Source organism: Pseudomonas karstica, assembly GCF_009707515.1.
Classification (GTDB): Bacteria; Pseudomonadota; Gammaproteobacteria; order Pseudomonadales; family Pseudomonadaceae; genus Aquipseudomonas; species Aquipseudomonas karstica.
The window spans coordinates 99,007-115,631 of sequence record NZ_WLYI01000014.1 but is presented as its reverse complement, the minus strand read 5'-3'; the positions used below and the strand labels follow the sequence as shown (position 1 = coordinate 115,631).

Annotated in this window: 16 protein-coding genes, 1 tRNA gene and 4 pseudogenes; 9 read left to right on the top strand and 12 right to left on the bottom strand. The window is 58.6% G+C overall.

The window, feature by feature from the left end; genetic code table 11:
- Positions 1–87: 87 nt before the first annotated feature.
- Complete coding sequence (locus GIR22_RS12255; RefSeq protein WP_154743572.1) at positions 88–1,116, top strand: amino acid ABC transporter substrate-binding protein; 1,029 nt, start codon at positions 88–90, stop codon at positions 1,114–1,116.
- 75 nt (positions 1,117–1,191) lie between these two features.
- On the opposite strand, the gene GIR22_RS12250 is transcribed toward GIR22_RS12255, so the two are convergent.
- Complete coding sequence (locus GIR22_RS12250; protein WP_154743571.1) at positions 1,192–3,102, bottom strand: metallophosphoesterase family protein; 1,911 nt, start codon at positions 3,100–3,102, stop codon at positions 1,192–1,194.
- A 238-nt stretch (positions 3,103–3,340) separates the two neighbouring features.
- Between GIR22_RS12250 and GIR22_RS12245 the strand changes: the two are divergent.
- The 3 genes and pseudogenes from GIR22_RS12245 to GIR22_RS12235 all read left to right on the top strand — a co-directional run.
- Positions 3,341–3,826, top strand: a pseudogene (locus GIR22_RS12245) (winged helix-turn-helix domain-containing protein); the annotation flags it as partial.
- Positions 3,823–5,145: an ATP-binding protein gene (locus GIR22_RS12240; RefSeq protein WP_154743570.1), complete on the top strand. Its 1,323-nt coding sequence runs from the start codon at positions 3,823–3,825 to the stop codon at positions 5,143–5,145. The pseudogene GIR22_RS12245 and the gene GIR22_RS12240, both read left to right, overlap by 4 nt.
- Before the next feature lie 159 nt (positions 5,146–5,304).
- Positions 5,305–5,694: a c-type cytochrome gene (locus tag GIR22_RS12235; protein ID WP_154743569.1), complete on the top strand. Its 390-nt coding sequence runs from the start codon at positions 5,305–5,307 to the stop codon at positions 5,692–5,694.
- Positions 5,695–5,795: 101 nt separating this feature from the next.
- On the opposite strand, the gene phnX is transcribed toward GIR22_RS12235, so the two are convergent.
- From phnX to GIR22_RS12205, 6 genes and pseudogenes are all read right to left on the bottom strand, one after another.
- The gene (gene phnX, locus GIR22_RS12230) at positions 5,796–6,623 is read right to left on the bottom strand and encodes a phosphonoacetaldehyde hydrolase (protein ID WP_154743568.1); all 828 of its coding nucleotides are present in this window, start codon (positions 6,621–6,623) and stop codon (positions 5,796–5,798) included.
- Positions 6,624–6,710: 87 nt separating this feature from the next.
- On the bottom strand, positions 6,711–7,583 hold the full coding sequence (locus GIR22_RS12225; RefSeq protein ID WP_154743567.1) for a LysR substrate-binding domain-containing protein: 873 nt from the start codon (positions 7,581–7,583) through the stop codon (positions 6,711–6,713).
- Between the two features lie 37 nt (positions 7,584–7,620).
- Positions 7,621–8,916, bottom strand: coding sequence for an MFS transporter (locus GIR22_RS12220; RefSeq protein WP_154743566.1), 1,296 nt, complete (start codon positions 8,914–8,916; stop codon positions 7,621–7,623).
- 92 nt (positions 8,917–9,008) lie between these two features.
- A complete protein-coding gene (gene psrA / locus GIR22_RS12215; protein WP_154743565.1) occupies positions 9,009–10,100 on the bottom strand; it encodes an iron-containing alcohol dehydrogenase PsrA in 1,092 nt (363 codons plus the stop codon).
- Between the two features lie 196 nt (positions 10,101–10,296).
- Positions 10,297–10,584, bottom strand: coding sequence for a colicin E3-like toxin immunity protein (locus GIR22_RS12210; protein ID WP_154743564.1), 288 nt, complete (start codon positions 10,582–10,584; stop codon positions 10,297–10,299).
- Between the two features lie 57 nt (positions 10,585–10,641).
- Positions 10,642–11,285: pseudogene (locus GIR22_RS12205) on the bottom strand (S-type pyocin domain-containing protein); the annotation flags it as partial.
- Positions 11,286–11,498: 213 nt separating this feature from the next.
- Here GIR22_RS12205 and GIR22_RS12200 point away from each other — a divergent pair.
- The 3 genes and pseudogenes from GIR22_RS12200 to GIR22_RS26665 all read left to right on the top strand — a co-directional run.
- Positions 11,499–12,011 (top strand): annotated as a pseudogene (locus GIR22_RS12200) (type VI secretion system amidase effector protein Tae4).
- A complete protein-coding gene (locus tag GIR22_RS12195; protein WP_154743563.1) occupies positions 12,008–12,241 on the top strand; it encodes a hypothetical protein in 234 nt (77 codons plus the stop codon). Before GIR22_RS12200 ends, GIR22_RS12195 begins: the two are co-directional and overlap by 4 nt.
- 71 nt (positions 12,242–12,312) lie before the next feature.
- Positions 12,313–12,483, top strand: a pseudogene (locus GIR22_RS26665) (VapC50 family PIN domain-containing toxin); the annotation flags it as partial.
- Positions 12,484–12,525: 42 nt separating this feature from the next.
- On the opposite strand, the gene GIR22_RS12190 reads toward GIR22_RS26665, so the two are convergent.
- The 3 genes from GIR22_RS12190 to GIR22_RS12180 all read right to left on the bottom strand — a co-directional run bounded on the left by GIR22_RS12190 (position 12,526) and on the right by GIR22_RS12180 (position 14,127).
- The gene (locus GIR22_RS12190; protein WP_154743562.1) at positions 12,526–13,221 is read right to left on the bottom strand and encodes a B3/B4 domain-containing protein; all 696 of its coding nucleotides are present in this window, start codon (positions 13,219–13,221) and stop codon (positions 12,526–12,528) included.
- A gap of 179 nt (positions 13,222–13,400) precedes the next feature.
- Positions 13,401–13,691, bottom strand: coding sequence for a barstar family protein (locus GIR22_RS12185; RefSeq protein ID WP_154743561.1), 291 nt, complete (start codon positions 13,689–13,691; stop codon positions 13,401–13,403).
- A 64-nt stretch (positions 13,692–13,755) separates the two neighbouring features.
- Positions 13,756–14,127: a PH domain-containing protein gene (locus GIR22_RS12180; protein WP_154743560.1), complete on the bottom strand. Its 372-nt coding sequence runs from the start codon at positions 14,125–14,127 to the stop codon at positions 13,756–13,758.
- A gap of 168 nt (positions 14,128–14,295) precedes the next feature.
- On the opposite strand from GIR22_RS12180, the gene GIR22_RS12175 reads away from it, so the two are divergent.
- Positions 14,296–14,931, top strand: a complete 636-nt coding sequence (locus GIR22_RS12175) for a LysE family translocator (protein ID WP_154743559.1) — start codon at positions 14,296–14,298, stop codon at positions 14,929–14,931.
- An 8-nt stretch (positions 14,932–14,939) separates the two neighbouring features.
- On the opposite strand, the gene GIR22_RS12170 is transcribed toward GIR22_RS12175, so the two are convergent.
- A complete protein-coding gene (locus GIR22_RS12170; protein ID WP_154743558.1) occupies positions 14,940–15,269 on the bottom strand; it encodes a hypothetical protein in 330 nt (109 codons plus the stop codon).
- A gap of 95 nt (positions 15,270–15,364) precedes the next feature.
- A tRNA-Leu gene (locus tag GIR22_RS12165) sits at positions 15,365–15,449 on the bottom strand.
- A 108-nt stretch (positions 15,450–15,557) separates the two neighbouring features.
- On the opposite strand from GIR22_RS12165, the gene queA reads away from it, so the two are divergent.
- A complete protein-coding gene (gene queA, locus GIR22_RS12160) occupies positions 15,558–16,622 on the top strand; it encodes a tRNA preQ1(34) S-adenosylmethionine ribosyltransferase-isomerase QueA (protein WP_154743557.1) in 1,065 nt (354 codons plus the stop codon).
- Positions 16,623–16,625 lie beyond the last annotated feature (3 nt).

Here is a 16,625-nt window from a genome sequence, read left to right as displayed (position 1 = left end):
GTGTAAAGCCGTTGATACTCAGCCGTGACGATAAACCGGCGCGGGTTTGCGGCGCTGAATAATAAAGATCGACAGGGAGCGCCTTGCATGAACAACCTGAAAACCACCTTGGCGGCATTCACCGCCGCTGCTGTATTGGGCCTGACGGGCACCGCCCATGCGGGCGCGACGCTGGATGCGATCCAGAAGAAAGGCTTTATCCAGTGTGGTGTCAGCGATGGCTTGCCCGGTTTCGGTGTGCCGGATGCCACGGGCAAGATGACCGGCATCGACGTTGACGTCTGCCACGCCGTTGCTGCCGCAGTGTTCGGGGATGCCTCGAAAGTGAAGTTCAGCCAGTTGACTGCAAAGGAACGTTTCACGGCGTTGCAGTCCGGGGAAATTGACCTGATTTCGCGCAACACCACCTGGACCAGTTCACGGGATTCGGGCATGGGCCTGGTGTTTACCGGGGTCACTTACTACGACGGCATTGGCTTCCTGGTAAATAACAAACTGGGGGTGAGCCACGCCAAGGAACTGGATGGCGCGACCATTTGCATCCAGGCCGGCACCACCACCGAGTTGAACGTCTCGGATTATTTCCGCGCCAACGCCATGAAGTACACGCCGATCACCTTCGACACCGCTGATGAAAGTGCCAAGGGCCTGGAAGCTGGCCGCTGCGACGTGCTGACCACCGACCAGTCGGGTCTCTACGCCCAGCGGATCAAGATGGCCCATCCGGATGAGTTTGTGGTGCTGCCAGAAGTAATCTCCAAGGAACCGCTGGGGCCGCTGGTGCGCAAAGGCGATGATGAATGGTTCAGCATCGTCAAGTGGACGCTGTTCGCCATGCTTAACGCCGAGGAAATGGGCATCACCTCGCAGAACGTCGAAGAGCAGGCCAAGACCACTCGCAACCCCGATGTGGCCCGCTTGTTGGGGGCCGACGGTGAATACGGCAAGGACCTGAAACTGCGCAAGGATTGGGTGGTGCAGATCGTCAAGCAAGTAGGTAACTATGGCGAAGTGTTCGAACGCAATATCGGCCAGGGCAGCGTGCTGAAAATCAAGCGCGGGCTCAATGCCTTATGGAATAACGGCGGGATTCAGTACGCACCGCCCGTTCGCTGAGCCACAGCAGGCGCGGGCAATCACATGGCCGCGTCTTCTATTGTTCGAGGTGCGGGCGCCGAGTGCAGCAATGTATTACTGCGGCGCCAGCATCTTCGTGCGTGGCGTCCCATCGGCGTTGTGTTGATAGATCGCCTCAGGTTGCCCCAGCTCATTGAAATACACTTGGCCAATACCGGCGCAGTTCCATAAGCGTTCGCCCGCCTGGGCATGTTCCGGAATATGCGGCACCACCTCCATGGGCCGGCGGCGGGTCAGCCAGTTCAAGGGCGAGCGGGGCGAGTAGAGCCAGCGATTGAGGCGATCGAACCAATCCAGCAAGCGTCTGGGAAACTCGTTCTTGATGCCGCTGCTGGTGATCTGCCAGATCTTCGGCCCGGCGTTACGGTGGCGGATCAACACTTCGTAGACAAACGAGTAGTGCACGTCGCCCGACAGGATCACGTAGTTGCCCGGGGTGCGAGAGTGTCGAAAAATATTCAGGATTACCTGGGCACCACCGCGATGGGCCATCCAGTTTTCGGCGTCCACCAGCAGCGGGTAGCCACACCAACTGAAGACTTTTTGCACTGCCTCAATCAGTTTCACCCCAAACACGGGTGTCGGTGAAACGATGATCGCCGACGGATGGTCGAGCAGTTCCTGTTGCAGTTCGCTCAAGGCTTCCCAGTCCAACAGGCCGGATGGCTGCTTGAGGTTGAACTCGCTGCGCCAGCGTCGGGTGCGCGTGTCGAGTACCACCAGCGCGGGGGTGGTGGGCAAGACGTAGTGCCATTGCTGGAACTTCAGCAGCGTATCCACCAACTCATCCTGGGCGCGAGCGTCCAGGTAATTGTTATGAGCCTGGGCGGTGAGTGTGCGGGTCTGGCCCAACAGCTCCTCAAAGGCGTCCGGGTTATTACCCCAGCCCTGGCACAGCATATAAGCCAATAGTGCGTTGCCAATGATGCGCTTGGAAAAGGCATGGCCGTAGGCAGTTTCTTCCCATTGGGCGCTGAGGTTCCAGTCGTCGGTGATGTCGTGATCGTCGAAGATCATCAAGCAGGACAGGTGGGAAAACACCCTGGCTACGCCGCCCAGGCCATTGCGAAAATTGTCTATTTGCACCTGCTCGCGAGCATAACGTGCTTGTTCTTCTGTGGTCAGTTGCGGCGCTTGCGGTGTGATCAGGGTCCAGGGCGTCGGTGACCAGGCCAGTAAATACATGGCGATCACTTCGGCAAAGGTCACCAGGTGGTTGTCGGCGGTACTGCTGGTGAAAATCGGCTTTTTCACACCACCGAAAAAACGCTCGCGCAAGGTTTCGTTCTGTTTCAAGGCGGGCAGCAAGTCGGCGCGATGATAGTAGCTGGCGGGATGTTCGTAGAGCTTCGCGCTGTCGTCCACGACGGCACCGTCCAAGTGTTCGTCGAACAGGCCGAGGCGGTCGATCAGTTGGTGGATGGCGCGCAACATTGGCCCCGCGACGTCATCGGCGTAAACCTGATCGCCGCTCATCATCAATAAGGCCGGACGCTCCGCCAGCGTGGGAGCGTCAGCCAGCAAGCGGTCAACGCATAACAAACCTTCATCGGCGGGGTGGTGTGGTTTGCGGCAGGAGCCGTGCATCAGTTGGTGAATATGGCTGTGCAGCACAAAATTCGGGTTTTGCGTGTTCGCGTACAACAGGTGTGGCGCCCATTGGGCAATACCGCAGGGGTGGCCGTGGGTTTCGTTGATCAGCAGGTCATAGCCGATGGTTTCATCCAGGGGCAGTGCGTCGGCCAGCGACACGTCTATCAGGTGGATAAAAGCCTGGTGCCCGACGGAGATGACTTGGCAGTGTTCCGTGTCCAGCTCGATATCGAGAGTCTGGCCGGGCAGTTGCAGCCTCAGGGTCAACGCCAATGCGCGACTTCCCACCAGCCACAACACCAGGCGCCTGGGTTCCAGGCGACGTAGCAGCGGGCCGGCAAGTACCGCGGGCAATGTGTCGGGTCGAGACATACGGAACGTGGCTCCATGCAAAGTTTGGCCGGCGAGGATAGCGCAGCGGATGTCAGTGTTTTGTTAAGCGGCGCTTGAAAGCAAGGCCGGGAGCTGCGCGCCAACGCCGTTCCTGGTCTGGTTATCAGGACGCGAGCGAACTTACAGCGGGGAGTGAGGGCTGAACTATAAACGTTTTGCGTCAAATGATGAGGCCAGAAACCGCAGAGCGTTTGTTCATGGATGTCGCAGAGGTCTGCCCATGTTGACGGCCATGGGCGAACTCAGTGACCGGGTAGTGGGCCTGGAAATGGGCGCCGATGATTACCTCAGCAAGCCCTTCGACGCCCGTGAGTTGCTGGCCCGGGTACGCGCTGTGCTGCGCCGCGCTGGCGAAAGCCGGCCCACCATGGGCGAGGCCACGCGACCGTTGATTCGTTTCGACGGCTGGCAACTGGACCTGACCCGCCGTGAACTGCGCTCGCCGGAGCAGGTGATGATTGCTCTGTCCTCCGGCGAATTCGACCTGCTGCTGGTGTTTGTCGAAAACCCCCAGCGAGTACTGACCCGCGAGCAATTGTTGACCCTGGCGCGAGGCAATCGCCATGAGGCCTTCGATCGTAGCATCGACGTGCAGGTCAGCCGTTTGCGGCGCAAGCTGGAGTTCGACACCAAGCGCCCGGCGATGATTCGCACCGTGCGCAATGGTGGCTATCAGTTCACTGTCAGCGTGACCCGTTCATGATTGGCCGTCGCCTCCGAGACACAGTGGCCCGCTGGATCGCCCTGACCATCCTGATCGCCATGCTTACCGCCCTGGCGCTCAATGCACTGTTTGCGCAACTTGCCGGCGTCTGGGCCCGGCCGCCCCTGGGTGAAACCGGTCTTTTGGACAGGGTGGCGGTCGCTGTCCGGATGATCGAGGCGGCGGACCCCGCCCAACGTTCCAGCCTGGCCCGGTCAGCCGGCGATAGCAGTTTCAGTGTGCATTGGTCGGTCAATCCCGGGCGCTTCGGCTTGCCCGTGGTCAAGGACGACGACTTCTACTCGGGACAAGAAACATTTGTGGATTTGCTGGCATGGCCACAACGCCGAGTCGAGGGCTTCGAACCCTCCGACTGGGCCGGCCCCGGCGGGCATTACGCATTGCTGGTGGAGCTGACCGATCACTCCTGGTTGATGTTCAGCGCCACGTCCCGCAGTTGGGGCCTGGCCGAGGGGCCGCGCAGTGCGATCGTACTGATCCTGGTGCTGATTTCCACTGCTCTGGTCACGCTGATTGCCACCCGGCGCCTGGCCAGGCCCTTGCAACATTTCGCCCAGGGCGTCCGGCATTTCGGCACCGACTTCCGGGCTCCACCCATCGAACCGGTAGGTCCTCACGAAATCCGTCAGGCGATCCTGGCGTTCAACGGCATGCAGGCCCAGTTGCAGCACTTCATCCAGGACCGCATCCAGATGCTCGCGGCCATCTCCCATGACCTGCGGGCACCCTTGACCCGCCTGCGGCTGCGGGGCGAATTTATTGAAGACAGCGATCAGCAGCAGAAGCTGTTCCGCGATGTCGATGAGATGCAGGCGATGATCAACACCGCCCTGGAGTTCTTTCGCGATGATGCGCGCCTGGAACAGGCCACTCAACTGGACCTGGCCGAGCTGCTGCAAACCTTGGTGGACGACTACCGCGACCAGTCCATCGACATCACCTTCAGTGGTCCGCCGCGCTTGGTGTACTTAGGTCGGCCCCTGGGCCTCAAGCGGGTCATGAGCAACTTGATGGAAAACGCCATCCACTATGGGCATGCGCCGCAGATTGAGCTGCAACAGCGTGAGGCGCAGGTGGTCATTCGTGTACTGGACCGCGGGCCGGGGATTCCCGCCGAGTTTCGCGAACAGGTATTCCTGCCGTTTTTCCGCCTGGAAGGCTCGCGCAACAAAAGCACCGGCGGCGTCGGGCTGGGGCTTTCCAGCGCCCGGGCGATTGTCCTGGAACATGGCGGCACGCTGACCCTGATGGACCGCCCCGGCGGCGGGCTGGTGGCGATAGTAGTGTTGCCGGTGTAGCGCTTGCGGCTACCGGCGACTGAGGGTTGAGCGGGACTCGTTGACGCCTGATCCGCGTTTGGCAGAGAGACTGCTTGATGAGTACAGCCATGGTGTGGCGCGTATCGGGATAGAATTGCCCGTACTTTGTTGCCAGCCTTATCTGACCGAGAGCCATCGATGAAACACGCCACCCTACTGACCTGCGCGTTGGCGCTAGCTATCGGGCCATTCAGCCTTCAGGTGGCTGCGGCCGGCGATGCTGAAGCTGGCGCAAAACTGTTCAGCAAGACCTGTGGTGGTTGCCATAGCGTTGGCGCTAACGCACGCGGCGGTTTTGGGCCGCAACTCAATGGGATCATTGACCGGCCGGCGGGTACCACCACCGATTATCAATACTCTGAGGCGATGAAAAACTCGGGCGTGGTGTGGACGCGGGAAAAGCTGGCGGCCTATATCGAGAACCCGAAAAAAGTCGTGAGCGGCACCCGCATGATTTTCTGGGGTATCAGTGATCAGGAGAAGATTGAAAACCTGCTGGCCTATCTTGAGACGTTTCAATCTCAATAATCGGCCCGGTATTCCATGACGGCGCAGTTCGAGTGAGGGCGATTCTATGGTTGAGGGGGGCTGCGACCATAGAATCTCCCACCGGGGTTACTCTGCGCTTGTCAGGAGCCCTGCGGTGTTTCCCCACGTGCCAGCCGTGCATTGATGTCGTCGATCACTGCCGGCAACTCCACAATGGTATCGATCAAGTAATGCGGGCGTGAACCTTCAAACATCCGGGTGATGCGCTCGCGTTCCTTCGCCAGTTCTTCGGCGGGCAGCGCCTTGTATTGCTCGTAGGTCAGGCCCAGCGCATTGCCGGAGCAGGTTAGGGCGACGGTCCACATACCAGCGCTGCGGCCTTCCAGAATCCCCGGCCAGGTGTCGTCGACCTTCACGCAAGCCGCGACGTCGCTGATCCCCAGCGCGATGACGTTGGCCAAGGCCTGGGCCGGGTGCGGGCGGCCGTTGGGCACTTCGTCGGTGGCTACCACATGGTCGGCCACATAGCCGTTCTGCCGCGCCAACTCGACCACCTTGGCCATGACTACCGCCGGGTAACCGGAACAGGAGCCGATTTTCAAACCCTTGGCGCGCAAGGTTTCGATGGCTTGCAGCGCGCCGGGAATGACCGCCGAATGCAGGGCGATCTTCTCGATCTGCAACGGCATAAAACGTTCATACAAGGCGGTGACGTCATCGTCGGTCGGCAGGCGGTCGAACACTGCGCGGTAACGCTCGGCAATCTGCGGTTGATTGCACAAGGTGCGGATGTGATCCCACTTGCCCATGCCCATCGGGCCGCGTGCCTCCTCCAGGGAAACCGCGACACCAAACTCGCCGAAGGCCTCGACGAAAATCTGCGTGGGGGCGAACGAGCCGAAGTCGACGACGGTGCCGGCCCAGTCCAGGACCACGGCTTGCAGCTTGGAAGGTGGTTGGTAATGCATGGTTGATCTCCATTTTCGAGTGTGAACAGGCCGTCGCTCTTTCAGCAAAGAGCTAAGCCGGTTGAGTGCTTGAAGGTGTGAAGCGAATCAGGTAGCCGGGATCGGACTGGCCTCGAACAGCTCGGCGATCATCGGCCGGTTGCGCCGGATCCCCAGGCAACACAGGTGGTAGTCGATGGAAAACGGGTGATCGACAAAGGTGATCGGTGTGGTACCCGGGGTTTGGGCGTACTCCACCGCTGACACGAAGCCAATACCGATGCCTTTGGCGATCGCATGCACGATTGCTTCGCGGCTGTTCAACTGCATCACGCAGTTCAGGTCGACCCCCAGGCGCTTGCAGCTTTCTTCCACCAGTTGTCGGGTGCGCGAGCTGCGTTCGCGCAGCACCCAACGCTCGTGGCTGATCTGCTCGACGTGGACCTCTTTCTGCCGGGCCCAGGGATGATCGTCGCGTACCACGGCGATGATCGGATAGCGCCGATACAACTGCGTATCGAAGCGTTGGTCGAATTCGGAGAGGGCCAGGATCGCCACGTCGATATCGAAGTTGAACAGGCGGCCGAGGGTTTCTTTCTCCGGGGAAAACGAGGTTTCCAGCTCGATGTCCGGGTGGCGCTGCATCAGTTCGTACGTCAGGTTCATGGCGATGGGCGGAGAGACTGCCCCCAGCCGCAGCATCCCGGTTTTTCTCTGCTTGAAACTCTGTAGCAGTTGCATCGCTTCATCCTCCTGGCCGAACAGGCCCTGGGTGATCCCGTAAAGCGCGTGCCCCGCCGAACTCATTTCGATAAAGCGTCCACGGCGATGGAACAACTCCACCGAGAACTGCCTTTCCAGCGCATTGACCTGTTCACTGACAGTCGGCTGACCGATGCTCAAGTAATCGGCGGCGAGGGTGAAACTGCCGGTCTTCGCCACCGCATGAAAGGAACGCAGCCACTTGTGGTACTGGTACATAACGAGTCCTGTTGCGAGGTCAGCTCGAGCTGAGCCATCAACGGCGGATAAACATGGCCACCACCATACTGCACAGGCAGGCCGAGGTGACGACGATGAAGATCAACGACGTATTGCCGGTACTGTCGAGCATACTGCCGATCAGCGGTTCCGCCAGGCCGGCGAACAGATAAGACGAGAAGTTCATCACACCGGTTGCCGTGCCGGCGCGTTTGGCCCCCACCAGATCCGGGCACAGCGCCCAGAAACTCGAGGCCGGGCCATACACGAAGAAACCGCACAAGAACAGCGCCACCACACCGATCGCGCTATGGGGCGGCAGGCTCCACATCCACAGGCTGGTCGCGGCGCCGAGGAACATATAGAGCATGATCGCCAGGTAGCGCTTGGAGCCGAACAGCTTGTCCGACACCCAACCGTTGCTCAGGGCGCCGATGGCCATGCCCACCGGCAGGGCGACAGTGATCCATTTCGGATCGATCATGCTGTCGCCGCTTTTCCAGTTGGCCCCCAGAAAATGCACCGGTACCCAAACGATTAGCCCGTAGCGCGCCGCGTTCTGAAAACCCAGGGCCACGGCGGCAATGATCAACCGCGGGTTTTTCAGCACTGCCTTGTAGCGTTGGGCCGAGGTTTCATCTTCGCCCTGGGCCACTTCATGGCCTTTGTCGTCGGCGTTGGCCACGCCGGTATCGGCCAGCGGTTCAAAGCCCAGGTCTTGTGGGCGTTCACGGGCCACCAGGTAAAACAGAATGCCACCAGCCAGCATCAGCAACACCGGCAAGCGGAAGATCCAGCGCCATTCCAGTTGCAGTACTTCCAGCACCACGATGGAGGTGACATAGGACAGCACCGAGGCACACCCAGCGGCGAATACGTAGAAGCCATAGACCTTGCCGCGTTCGCCGGCGCTCCACCAGTTGGAGATCAAACGGCTGCCGGGCGCCCAGCCCAGGGCCTGGAAGTAACCGTTGATGCCCCATGGCAGGATCAACCCGGCAAATCCGCTGGCGAAACTGGTCACCCAGTTGGCGCCACAGGACAGCACTGCGCCGAGGGTCATGATGCGTCGGCCACCGAACTTGTCGGCGAGGTTGCCGTTGATTGCCTGGCCGATGGCATAGGCCCAGAGCATGGCGGCCGAGATCCAGCCGAGGGTTTCCTTGCTCAGGCCGAACTCGGCCTGGATCCCTGGAATGGCGAAACCAAAGGTCTGCCGCCCGGTATAGAAGAACAAATAACAGAACATTGCCGCCAACAGCATGCGCCACTGGGCAACACGAAACGACGCCGAGCGAGCGGCAGGAACAGACAGGGTATGTGCACGATTCATGGTGTTTTCCTTATTGTTATTCGCCCCCGGAACCGCAGTTTCGGGGTGGCACGCTTTACAGGTGCAAGAGGAAAGACTGAATGGCGTTGAGCCTACGCAACTTTTGATCCGATAAAGTTTTTGCCGCGCGCACCCTGCATGGCGAGGCGGATCATCGTCTCGGCCTCTGTGCTGGTCACGCCGTAGTCGGCAAACTCGGTTTTCACCTCCAGGCTGTGGAGGAAATCGCGCAGTAGCGCCTGGGCCGTGGGCAAGTCGGTGCCGAACACCCGTTGCAAGGTGCAATCGCGCGCTGCGTCATGCCCCCACGCCAACCCGAGCACCAGTGGCAAGGTAAAGGAGCAGGCGATGCCGTGGGGCAGGCCGTGGTGCAGGGTCATCTCGTAGGAAATGGAGTGGGCCAGTGCCGTCTTGGTATTGGAAAACGCCAGGCCAGCTTTTAGTGCAGCCAACGCCATCCGCGAGCGTAACTCCTGATTACCCAGGTCACGCCGCAGCTGTGGCAGGCACTCCAGAATGTCCTCGATGGCCGAAATGGCGAAGGTATCCGAGATCGGGTTGGCGTTGATGTTCCAGATCGACTCCAGCGCATGGGACAAGGCATCCAGCCCCGTCGAAACCGTGACCCCGGCCGGCACCGTCAGCATCAACTGCGGGTCGACAATCGCCACCTTTGGCCAGGTGCAATCCAGGTGCAGCGAATACTTCTTGTGGTTGCCTGAATCCCAGATCGTCGCCCAAGGCGTCACCTCACTACCGGTACCCGCCGTGGTAGGCGCGGCGATCAACGTCTTGCAGTGCGCCGGTACAAAAGGTTGGCCGGTCGCCAGCAATGCCAGCAACTCATCGAACTGCCCAGACGCGGTACCCACAATCAACGCCTTGGCCGTATCAATCGCACTGCCGCCACCGACCGCCAGCACTACCTCACACTCCCCGGCCTGCCGCCAAAAACGTTCGTAGGTTTCACGCAATTGCGCAACATCCGGGTTGGGTTGCACGTCCTCGATCACATACACCAGGCGATCACCCAGCAGCGCCTGGATCCGATCCACCAATCCCAATCCACGGGCTTCGGGGAACGTCACAAGGGCGACCGTCTGGTGCTCGGTGATGTTGGCCAGGTCTTGCAGGCAACCCCAGCCGAAGCGGGTGTCTACCGGGTTATGGAATCGGGCGGTCATGGCGGGCTCCGGGTTTTTGTTGTTGGAAGTGACGCCATAGTCGGGGAGGGTGGGGGAGAGCTCAAATCGAGAGATTAGGGGGATGGATTGGTTGGGCCGATATGAGATGGCCAGGGGCGTCAGATCTTCGTTGGAGAAGTAAACCTGTCACTTTTTCCGGTAGAGGAGGGGCTTTTTCATTGTGGGCCTCATTGCATCAAGACTCCTTCTTGGGCTGTTTTGGAGGTGGGGGCCAAGCGCCTTGGTAGCGGAATGAAATTTGATAGTCGAAAAGGCTGGGCTCTATCACATGCCGGAAATACGGCTGGAGGGTGCTTATCCAGCTCGGGAGAATGTTGAATCCTCCGGCAAAAATTTGAGGTTCCTCGTGCAGATCGAGTTCGTTAAGAATGCCGTCGCCATCTTCAAAATCTGCTGAATATTCATCGGCCTCCAAGTTGTCCGTTTGCTTGTTGAACCATTCCAGCCGTACTTTCATCGCCATAACGAACTCTCCTCTTATTTCTCTATACGCCGGTTATCTTTTGCTGGGCCCCGTTGTTCGTGCGGCCTTCTCCGTCGGCGGGTAGATCCACATCACAGGAGCTTGCGGCGCAGCCTCCAATGCAGGGATGCCAAAGGTGTCACCCGGATCAATTGCAGGCGTCCAGATCAGCTCCACGCCCTCACCTAAATCCGCCACAAACTGATCACCACGGTTCTGGAATTGCACCACATCAATCATCTGCCAATCGGCATTGTTGCCCGTGTAAAAGCCATAGCCCTTGAGCGTGCCGTCTTCGCGCTGCTCAATGTGCCAGCAGCGGTGGCTGCCGACTCCAAAACCACTGAGCGCAACGCCAACTGCCCCAAGCCAACGGGCAGGGCGCTACCGCTGATTTTGCTAAGGGCAACCGCGCCTTGGCTGTCCACCTCGCGCCCACCCAACAGGCTGAAGTGGCCGTAGTCTTTGATCAGTTCCAGCGGTACGTAACCGGTGGGGTTGCTGTAGCGGACGATGCCGTTGGGCAGTTGGCTGGATTTGGCGAATACGTAGCCGGGAATCTTGGCGGGCTCAGGCGTGGACGCGGGAACAGCGTCGGGCAAATCAATAAACGGTAAATAGGGCGCCCGCGAAGGTTGCGGGGTCAGTATTCGTCGTCTCAGCTGTTCTTCTTCGGTGATGGGGTACGCGCGCTCTGGCATGACTGGCTCACTTCCTTGTGCGAGGAAGTAAGCCTACGAGGGGGAATCGGTACCGGAAATTGGCTTTGTTCGATGGTGGGTGTGGGAAAAGTCAGATCTTCGTTGGAGAAGTAAATCTGTCACTTTTTCCCGTTTTTTTCCGGGAGAGCGTTGAATTGACCACTACATGAGCGTTTGCTACGGTCGCGTGAAAATACGCGATGGAAACGCCGAATGCTGAACTTCAACACCCTATGGAAAAACCACCCGGAAATCTTCGGAGACGCCGCCCCATGTAGAACCAGCGGCGCCAAGAACTTCAGCGACCAATGTGCAATCAACCTTGGCGTGGCACTGCGCAGATCAGGCGCCGACCTGAGCAGCCTAAGTGGCGTGCGCTATTGTTGGCAACACCCCAAGAGTGACGGGCATGTGCTGGCGGCAGAGGAAATGGCCAAGGCTTTAAGTAGCGCGAACATCCCCGGTTTGTAGCGTGTAAAGAAGGTAAAGTCCGAAGATTTCGAGGATGAATTGGCCGGGCAGCAAGGCATTATCTTCTTCAAAGACTTTTGGCGCCGGGGGAACGAGACGTTCGGCAATCGTAGTGGTGACCACATCGACTTGTGGAATGGGCGGCGGTTGACGGATTGGCTGAGCTACCCGCGTATTCAGTTGGGGTTTTCTATTGAGGGGACGTTCTCGGATTATCACGAGTCCAGGGAGATTTGGTTTTGGAAGGTTATATGAATGTTTTCAAGGGCGTGGTGTTTGTGGCTTTGGTGGTGGCGGTGGCGGTTGGGGTGTTTAACGGGGTGGTGATGGCAGTGTCTGCTTACTTTGGACCGTTTTATGAGGGGGATGCGGATCAGAGTCGGAATTTTGGGATTTGGTTGGTGGGGAATGGGGTGGTGGTTTTGGTTTCTGCGATGGGTGGGAGCGTTTTGTTTTGCAGGTATTTGCGAAGGGGGCGGGGATGATGGGCCAGTACAGTGGTGCAGGAGTTCAACTAGCAAAAAGAGGGGCAGCCTGCTAAGTAAAGGTCTGTCCCTTTTTTACGGACTCTTGGGATTTGGATCAGGCAGCGGTGTTGGCTGCAGCGCAGAAACAGAGGCGGTCCTTGAAGCGGCCTCCGATGGAGGCAGGGAATTATCTTGAAATGTTGATGCGGCAGGGATGGGTGCAGACGAGTAAGGTGCTTGGGCCTTATGAGGTGATGTTGTGGGTGTCTCTCGGGACATGGCGTCTTTTGTCTCCTGGCTGCCTACCCCACCTTCGCACCGATGAGTTCCTGCTCCACAAGTGCCCCTGGCATCATGATCCCAAGCCCCTCAACCAAGCGCCCGCCAGCCTCCTGCAACGCATCGAGCGGCATTTGCGGAAGGCTTTCCAGGATGAACCACATTCGGGTGGCGTCTGAACTCAAGCGGGTCCTGATGCCCTGGCGCCAGTTCCAGCGTCGGCAGGTCACGCCCACATCATCGCGCCAGACAACCTCTCCCGGCTCAGGGGATTCATTGACGGTTTGCCCTTCCTTGACAGTATCGAACAGCTCACTGCCATCGGCGATCACCAGCCTTGGTGTGCCCACATAGGTCGCAAGGTTCTCGCCGCCGACCGGAACCGCATACTCAAGGCTGATCGCATTGTAGAGATCAACGATGGGATCGATGCTCGGTAGCCCGGCGTCCCGCAGCACCCGTTTGCGCAAGGCCTCGGCAGAACATGGTGTACGTTGGGGTTTGGCCCCAAATCGACGAAACACCTCGGCCCAAGCCCCTAAGTGCACCTTTGCCCAGGCCGGTTCATTGCTCATCACTACTTGGCACGCATCGGCCAAGGCTTTCTCGGCGAAGCCCGGATTGATGAGGGGCGCGGCTTTGACACAAATGCTCAACGCCCTGAAACCTGGGGCCTGGGTGGCGATTTGCGGGGTAATCAAGGGGCGGACGGACGACATCGGTGGTTCCTTGGGGAGGATGGGGCCTCGCTAATGCTTCGTTTGAGCAGCGAAGCACTTGAAGTGTGGAGGTATTTCTAGCGTCTGAGGATGATTAGCTCTAATGATTTCAGCTAATGCGAAATTAGCGGGGCTAATAATGGGTAGGGTAATTGGAGTTAAGTTAACCCCACATGTTTTTAATCGATGTAATAAACCTCAGGCGCCAGGTCCGGGTATTCGGCCGTCATCTGTGCGAGGCACTGCTGCATGAGCGTTGCTTCGCGGGGCAAACGCTGCGAGAAACCACTCCAGCCTGCGAGTTCCAGTGTGATCGGCATCTCCACCAGACTGGTGATGGCATCCCAGAACGCATCCCAGTTTTGGCCGTACCAATCGGGGAAACCGAGTGCGGCGCTCAAGATGGCATGGAGTTGGTTGGGAGCGCTTACGTGGCTCAAGTCAATTTTTACCAGGGGCGACCTGGCCATGGTTTCACCATTTTCGCCCATCACGGGCATGAGTTCTGTGGCTGTAGTGTCGAGTATTGTGGGGTCAGGTGAGCAGGTGTTTGGAAATGAGCCGTGAGATCTCGACAATCGACGTCTTCCCTGTGAACTCAAACTTTACCTTCCCCAGCGACGAAAAATAAATTTCCAACTCCGAATCCAGATCAAACGTCCCGGACGTTTCCACCGAATACGCCACGATATTTTTATACGGCAGCGAGGTGAAGTCCTTCTTGCTGCCGGTAATCCCTTGCACGTTCACCGCGATGATGCGCTTGGTGGTGAAGACCACACCGTCGCGCATGGCTTTGTAGGCGTCCACTACATGCTCGTCATCCAGCAACAGGGAAGCAACACGTTCGGCGTATTCGTTGTTTTGTTTGAGCTTGAAGAAGCCTTTGTTGTTGAAGTCGATCATGTACCTGTCCTTGGGTGAGGGGGCGGTCAACGCCCGCGCTTGTGTATGACGTTTTGCTCGCGAATCTGTATCTAACACCCGCCTTTTCAACACCCTACCATGGCGGCGAACACTACAACATTGGCCAAGGGTTTCACGCCGACACAACAAAAAACCAGGAGCTAAACAATGCCCGATATGTCCAGTTTGCTTGCCTATGGCCTGATCTCACTCGGTATGGTGCTGACGCCTGGTCCGAACATGATTTACCTCATTTCGCGCTCGATTTGCCAGGGACGTACGGCCGGTTTGATCTCCCTGGGCGGTGTTGCGTTGGGTTTTGTCGTTTACATGCTATGCGCGGCATTGGGTATCACTGCGTTAGTGATGGCGGTTCCTTTTGCATACGACGCGCTGCGACTCGGTGGCGCGTTGTATCTGGTTTATCTGGCCTGGCAGGCGCTCAAGCCGGGTGGCCGTTCACCCTTCCAGGTCCGGGACCTGCCCAAGGACAGTCCGCGCAAGCTGCTCATGATGGGTTTTTTGACCAGCCTGCTGAATCCCAAGGTAGCGGTGATGTATTTGTCGTTGCTGCCCCAGTTCATCGACCTTAACGGCCACGGCAGTGTGCTGACGCAATCCCTGGTGCTGGGCTTTACGCAGATTTTAATCAGCGTGAGCGTTAATTCGATGATTGCTCTCATGGCTGGCTCCATCGCGGTGTTTTTCGTCACCCGGCCCGGTTGGCAGGTGGTGCAGCGCTGGTTGATGGGGTCGGTGTTGATGGGGCTGGCGGTGCGGATGGCGGTGGAAGGGCGGAGGTAGGTTGCGCGCTACAGGATAGCTTTCAGGTAGTCCTTGAGTGCGTCGAGCGGGGCATTGAGTTCCTCCAGTGTCGACGCTTGGCACACGTCCACCGTAAGTCGTTGCAGCTCGCGCCCCATCACGGTATTGGCGCTGCCCAAGGATTTGAGCGCCAACGCCAGGCACTCATCGAGCTTCAGTTGAATCCCAGCCAAATCCCCCTGGCGCACTAACAACCCAAACACCTCCCGCTCATACCCATCCATGACCAGGTCATCCCGCAGAATCGGGCTCGCGCCTTCGGTCTCATACACTAGCTTGAGAGCAAAAAGCGCAACAGCTTCCAGCGTCAATTCCATGGTCCAGGTTCCTCTGCTTTCGGTACGCGCCCGCCAATAAGCACTTTTCTACAGGCGAAAAAAAAGACCTTGAATTTCAAGGTCTTTCTTTAAGATGGTGCCCCGAGGGAGACTCGAACTCCCACTCCTTTCGAAAACGGATTTTGAATCCGCCGCGTCTACCAATTCCGCCATCAGGGCTCAATGGCGGCGAAGTATAGAGATGAGATTACCGTTGGTCAATCACGTTTCATGGTCTATTTTCACTATTTCCGCTAGACTTCCCGCCCCTGCTAGACGAACCCCATCATGCGCGTTGCTGACTTTACTTTTGAACTCCCGGATTCGCTGATCGCTCGCCACCCTTTGGCCGAGCGTCGCGCCAGTCGACTGTTGACCCTGGATGGGGTCAGCGGTGCCCTTGCACACCGTCAATTCACTGATTTGCTTGAGCATTTGCGCCCAGGCGATTTGATGGTTTTCAACAATACCCGGGTGATTCCGGCGCGGCTGTTTGGCCAGAAGGCTTCCGGCGGCAAGCTGGAAATCCTGGTGGAGCGGGTGCTGGACAGTCATCGCGTGCTGGCCCATGTGCGCTCCAGCAAGTCGCCGAAACCGGGTTCGAGCATCCTTATCGACGGTGGTGGCGAAGCCGAGATGGTTGCGCGCCATGACGCGTTGTTCGAACTCAAGTTCGCCGAGGAAGTGTTGCCGCTGCTGGAGCGCGTCGGCCATATGCCGTTGCCTCCTTATATAGACCGCCCGGACGAAGACTCGGACCGCGAGCGCTATCAGACGGTTTACTCCGAGCGCCTCGGTGCCGTAGCCGCGCCGACGGCGGGGCTGCATTTTGATCAGCCGCTGCTGGATGCGATTGCTGCCAAGGGTGTCGAGTCTGCCTATGTGACCCTGCACGTGGGGGCCGGGACGTTTCAGCCGGTGCGTGTGGATAACATCGAAGACCATCATATGCACAGCGAATGGCTGGAAGTCAGCCAGGAGGTTGTCGATGCGGTCAACGCGTGCAAGGCGCGCGGTGGGCGAGTGGTGGCGGTCGGTACCACCAGCGTGCGTTCGCTGGAAAGCGCGGCCCGCAATGGCGTACTCAAGCCGTTCAGTGGCGACACCGATATCTTTATTTTCCCAGGTCGGCCGTTTCATGTGGTCGATGCCCTGGTGACCAATTTCCATTTGCCGGAATCCACGCTGTTGATGCTGGTGTCGGCATTTGCCGGTTACCCGGAAACCATGGCCGCATACCAAGCCGCCATCGATAACGGATACCGTTTTTTCAGCTACGGTGATGCGATGTTTATCACCCGCAATCCGGCGCCGACTGCCCCTAAAGAATCGGGCCCAGAGGAACAAGTATGAGTC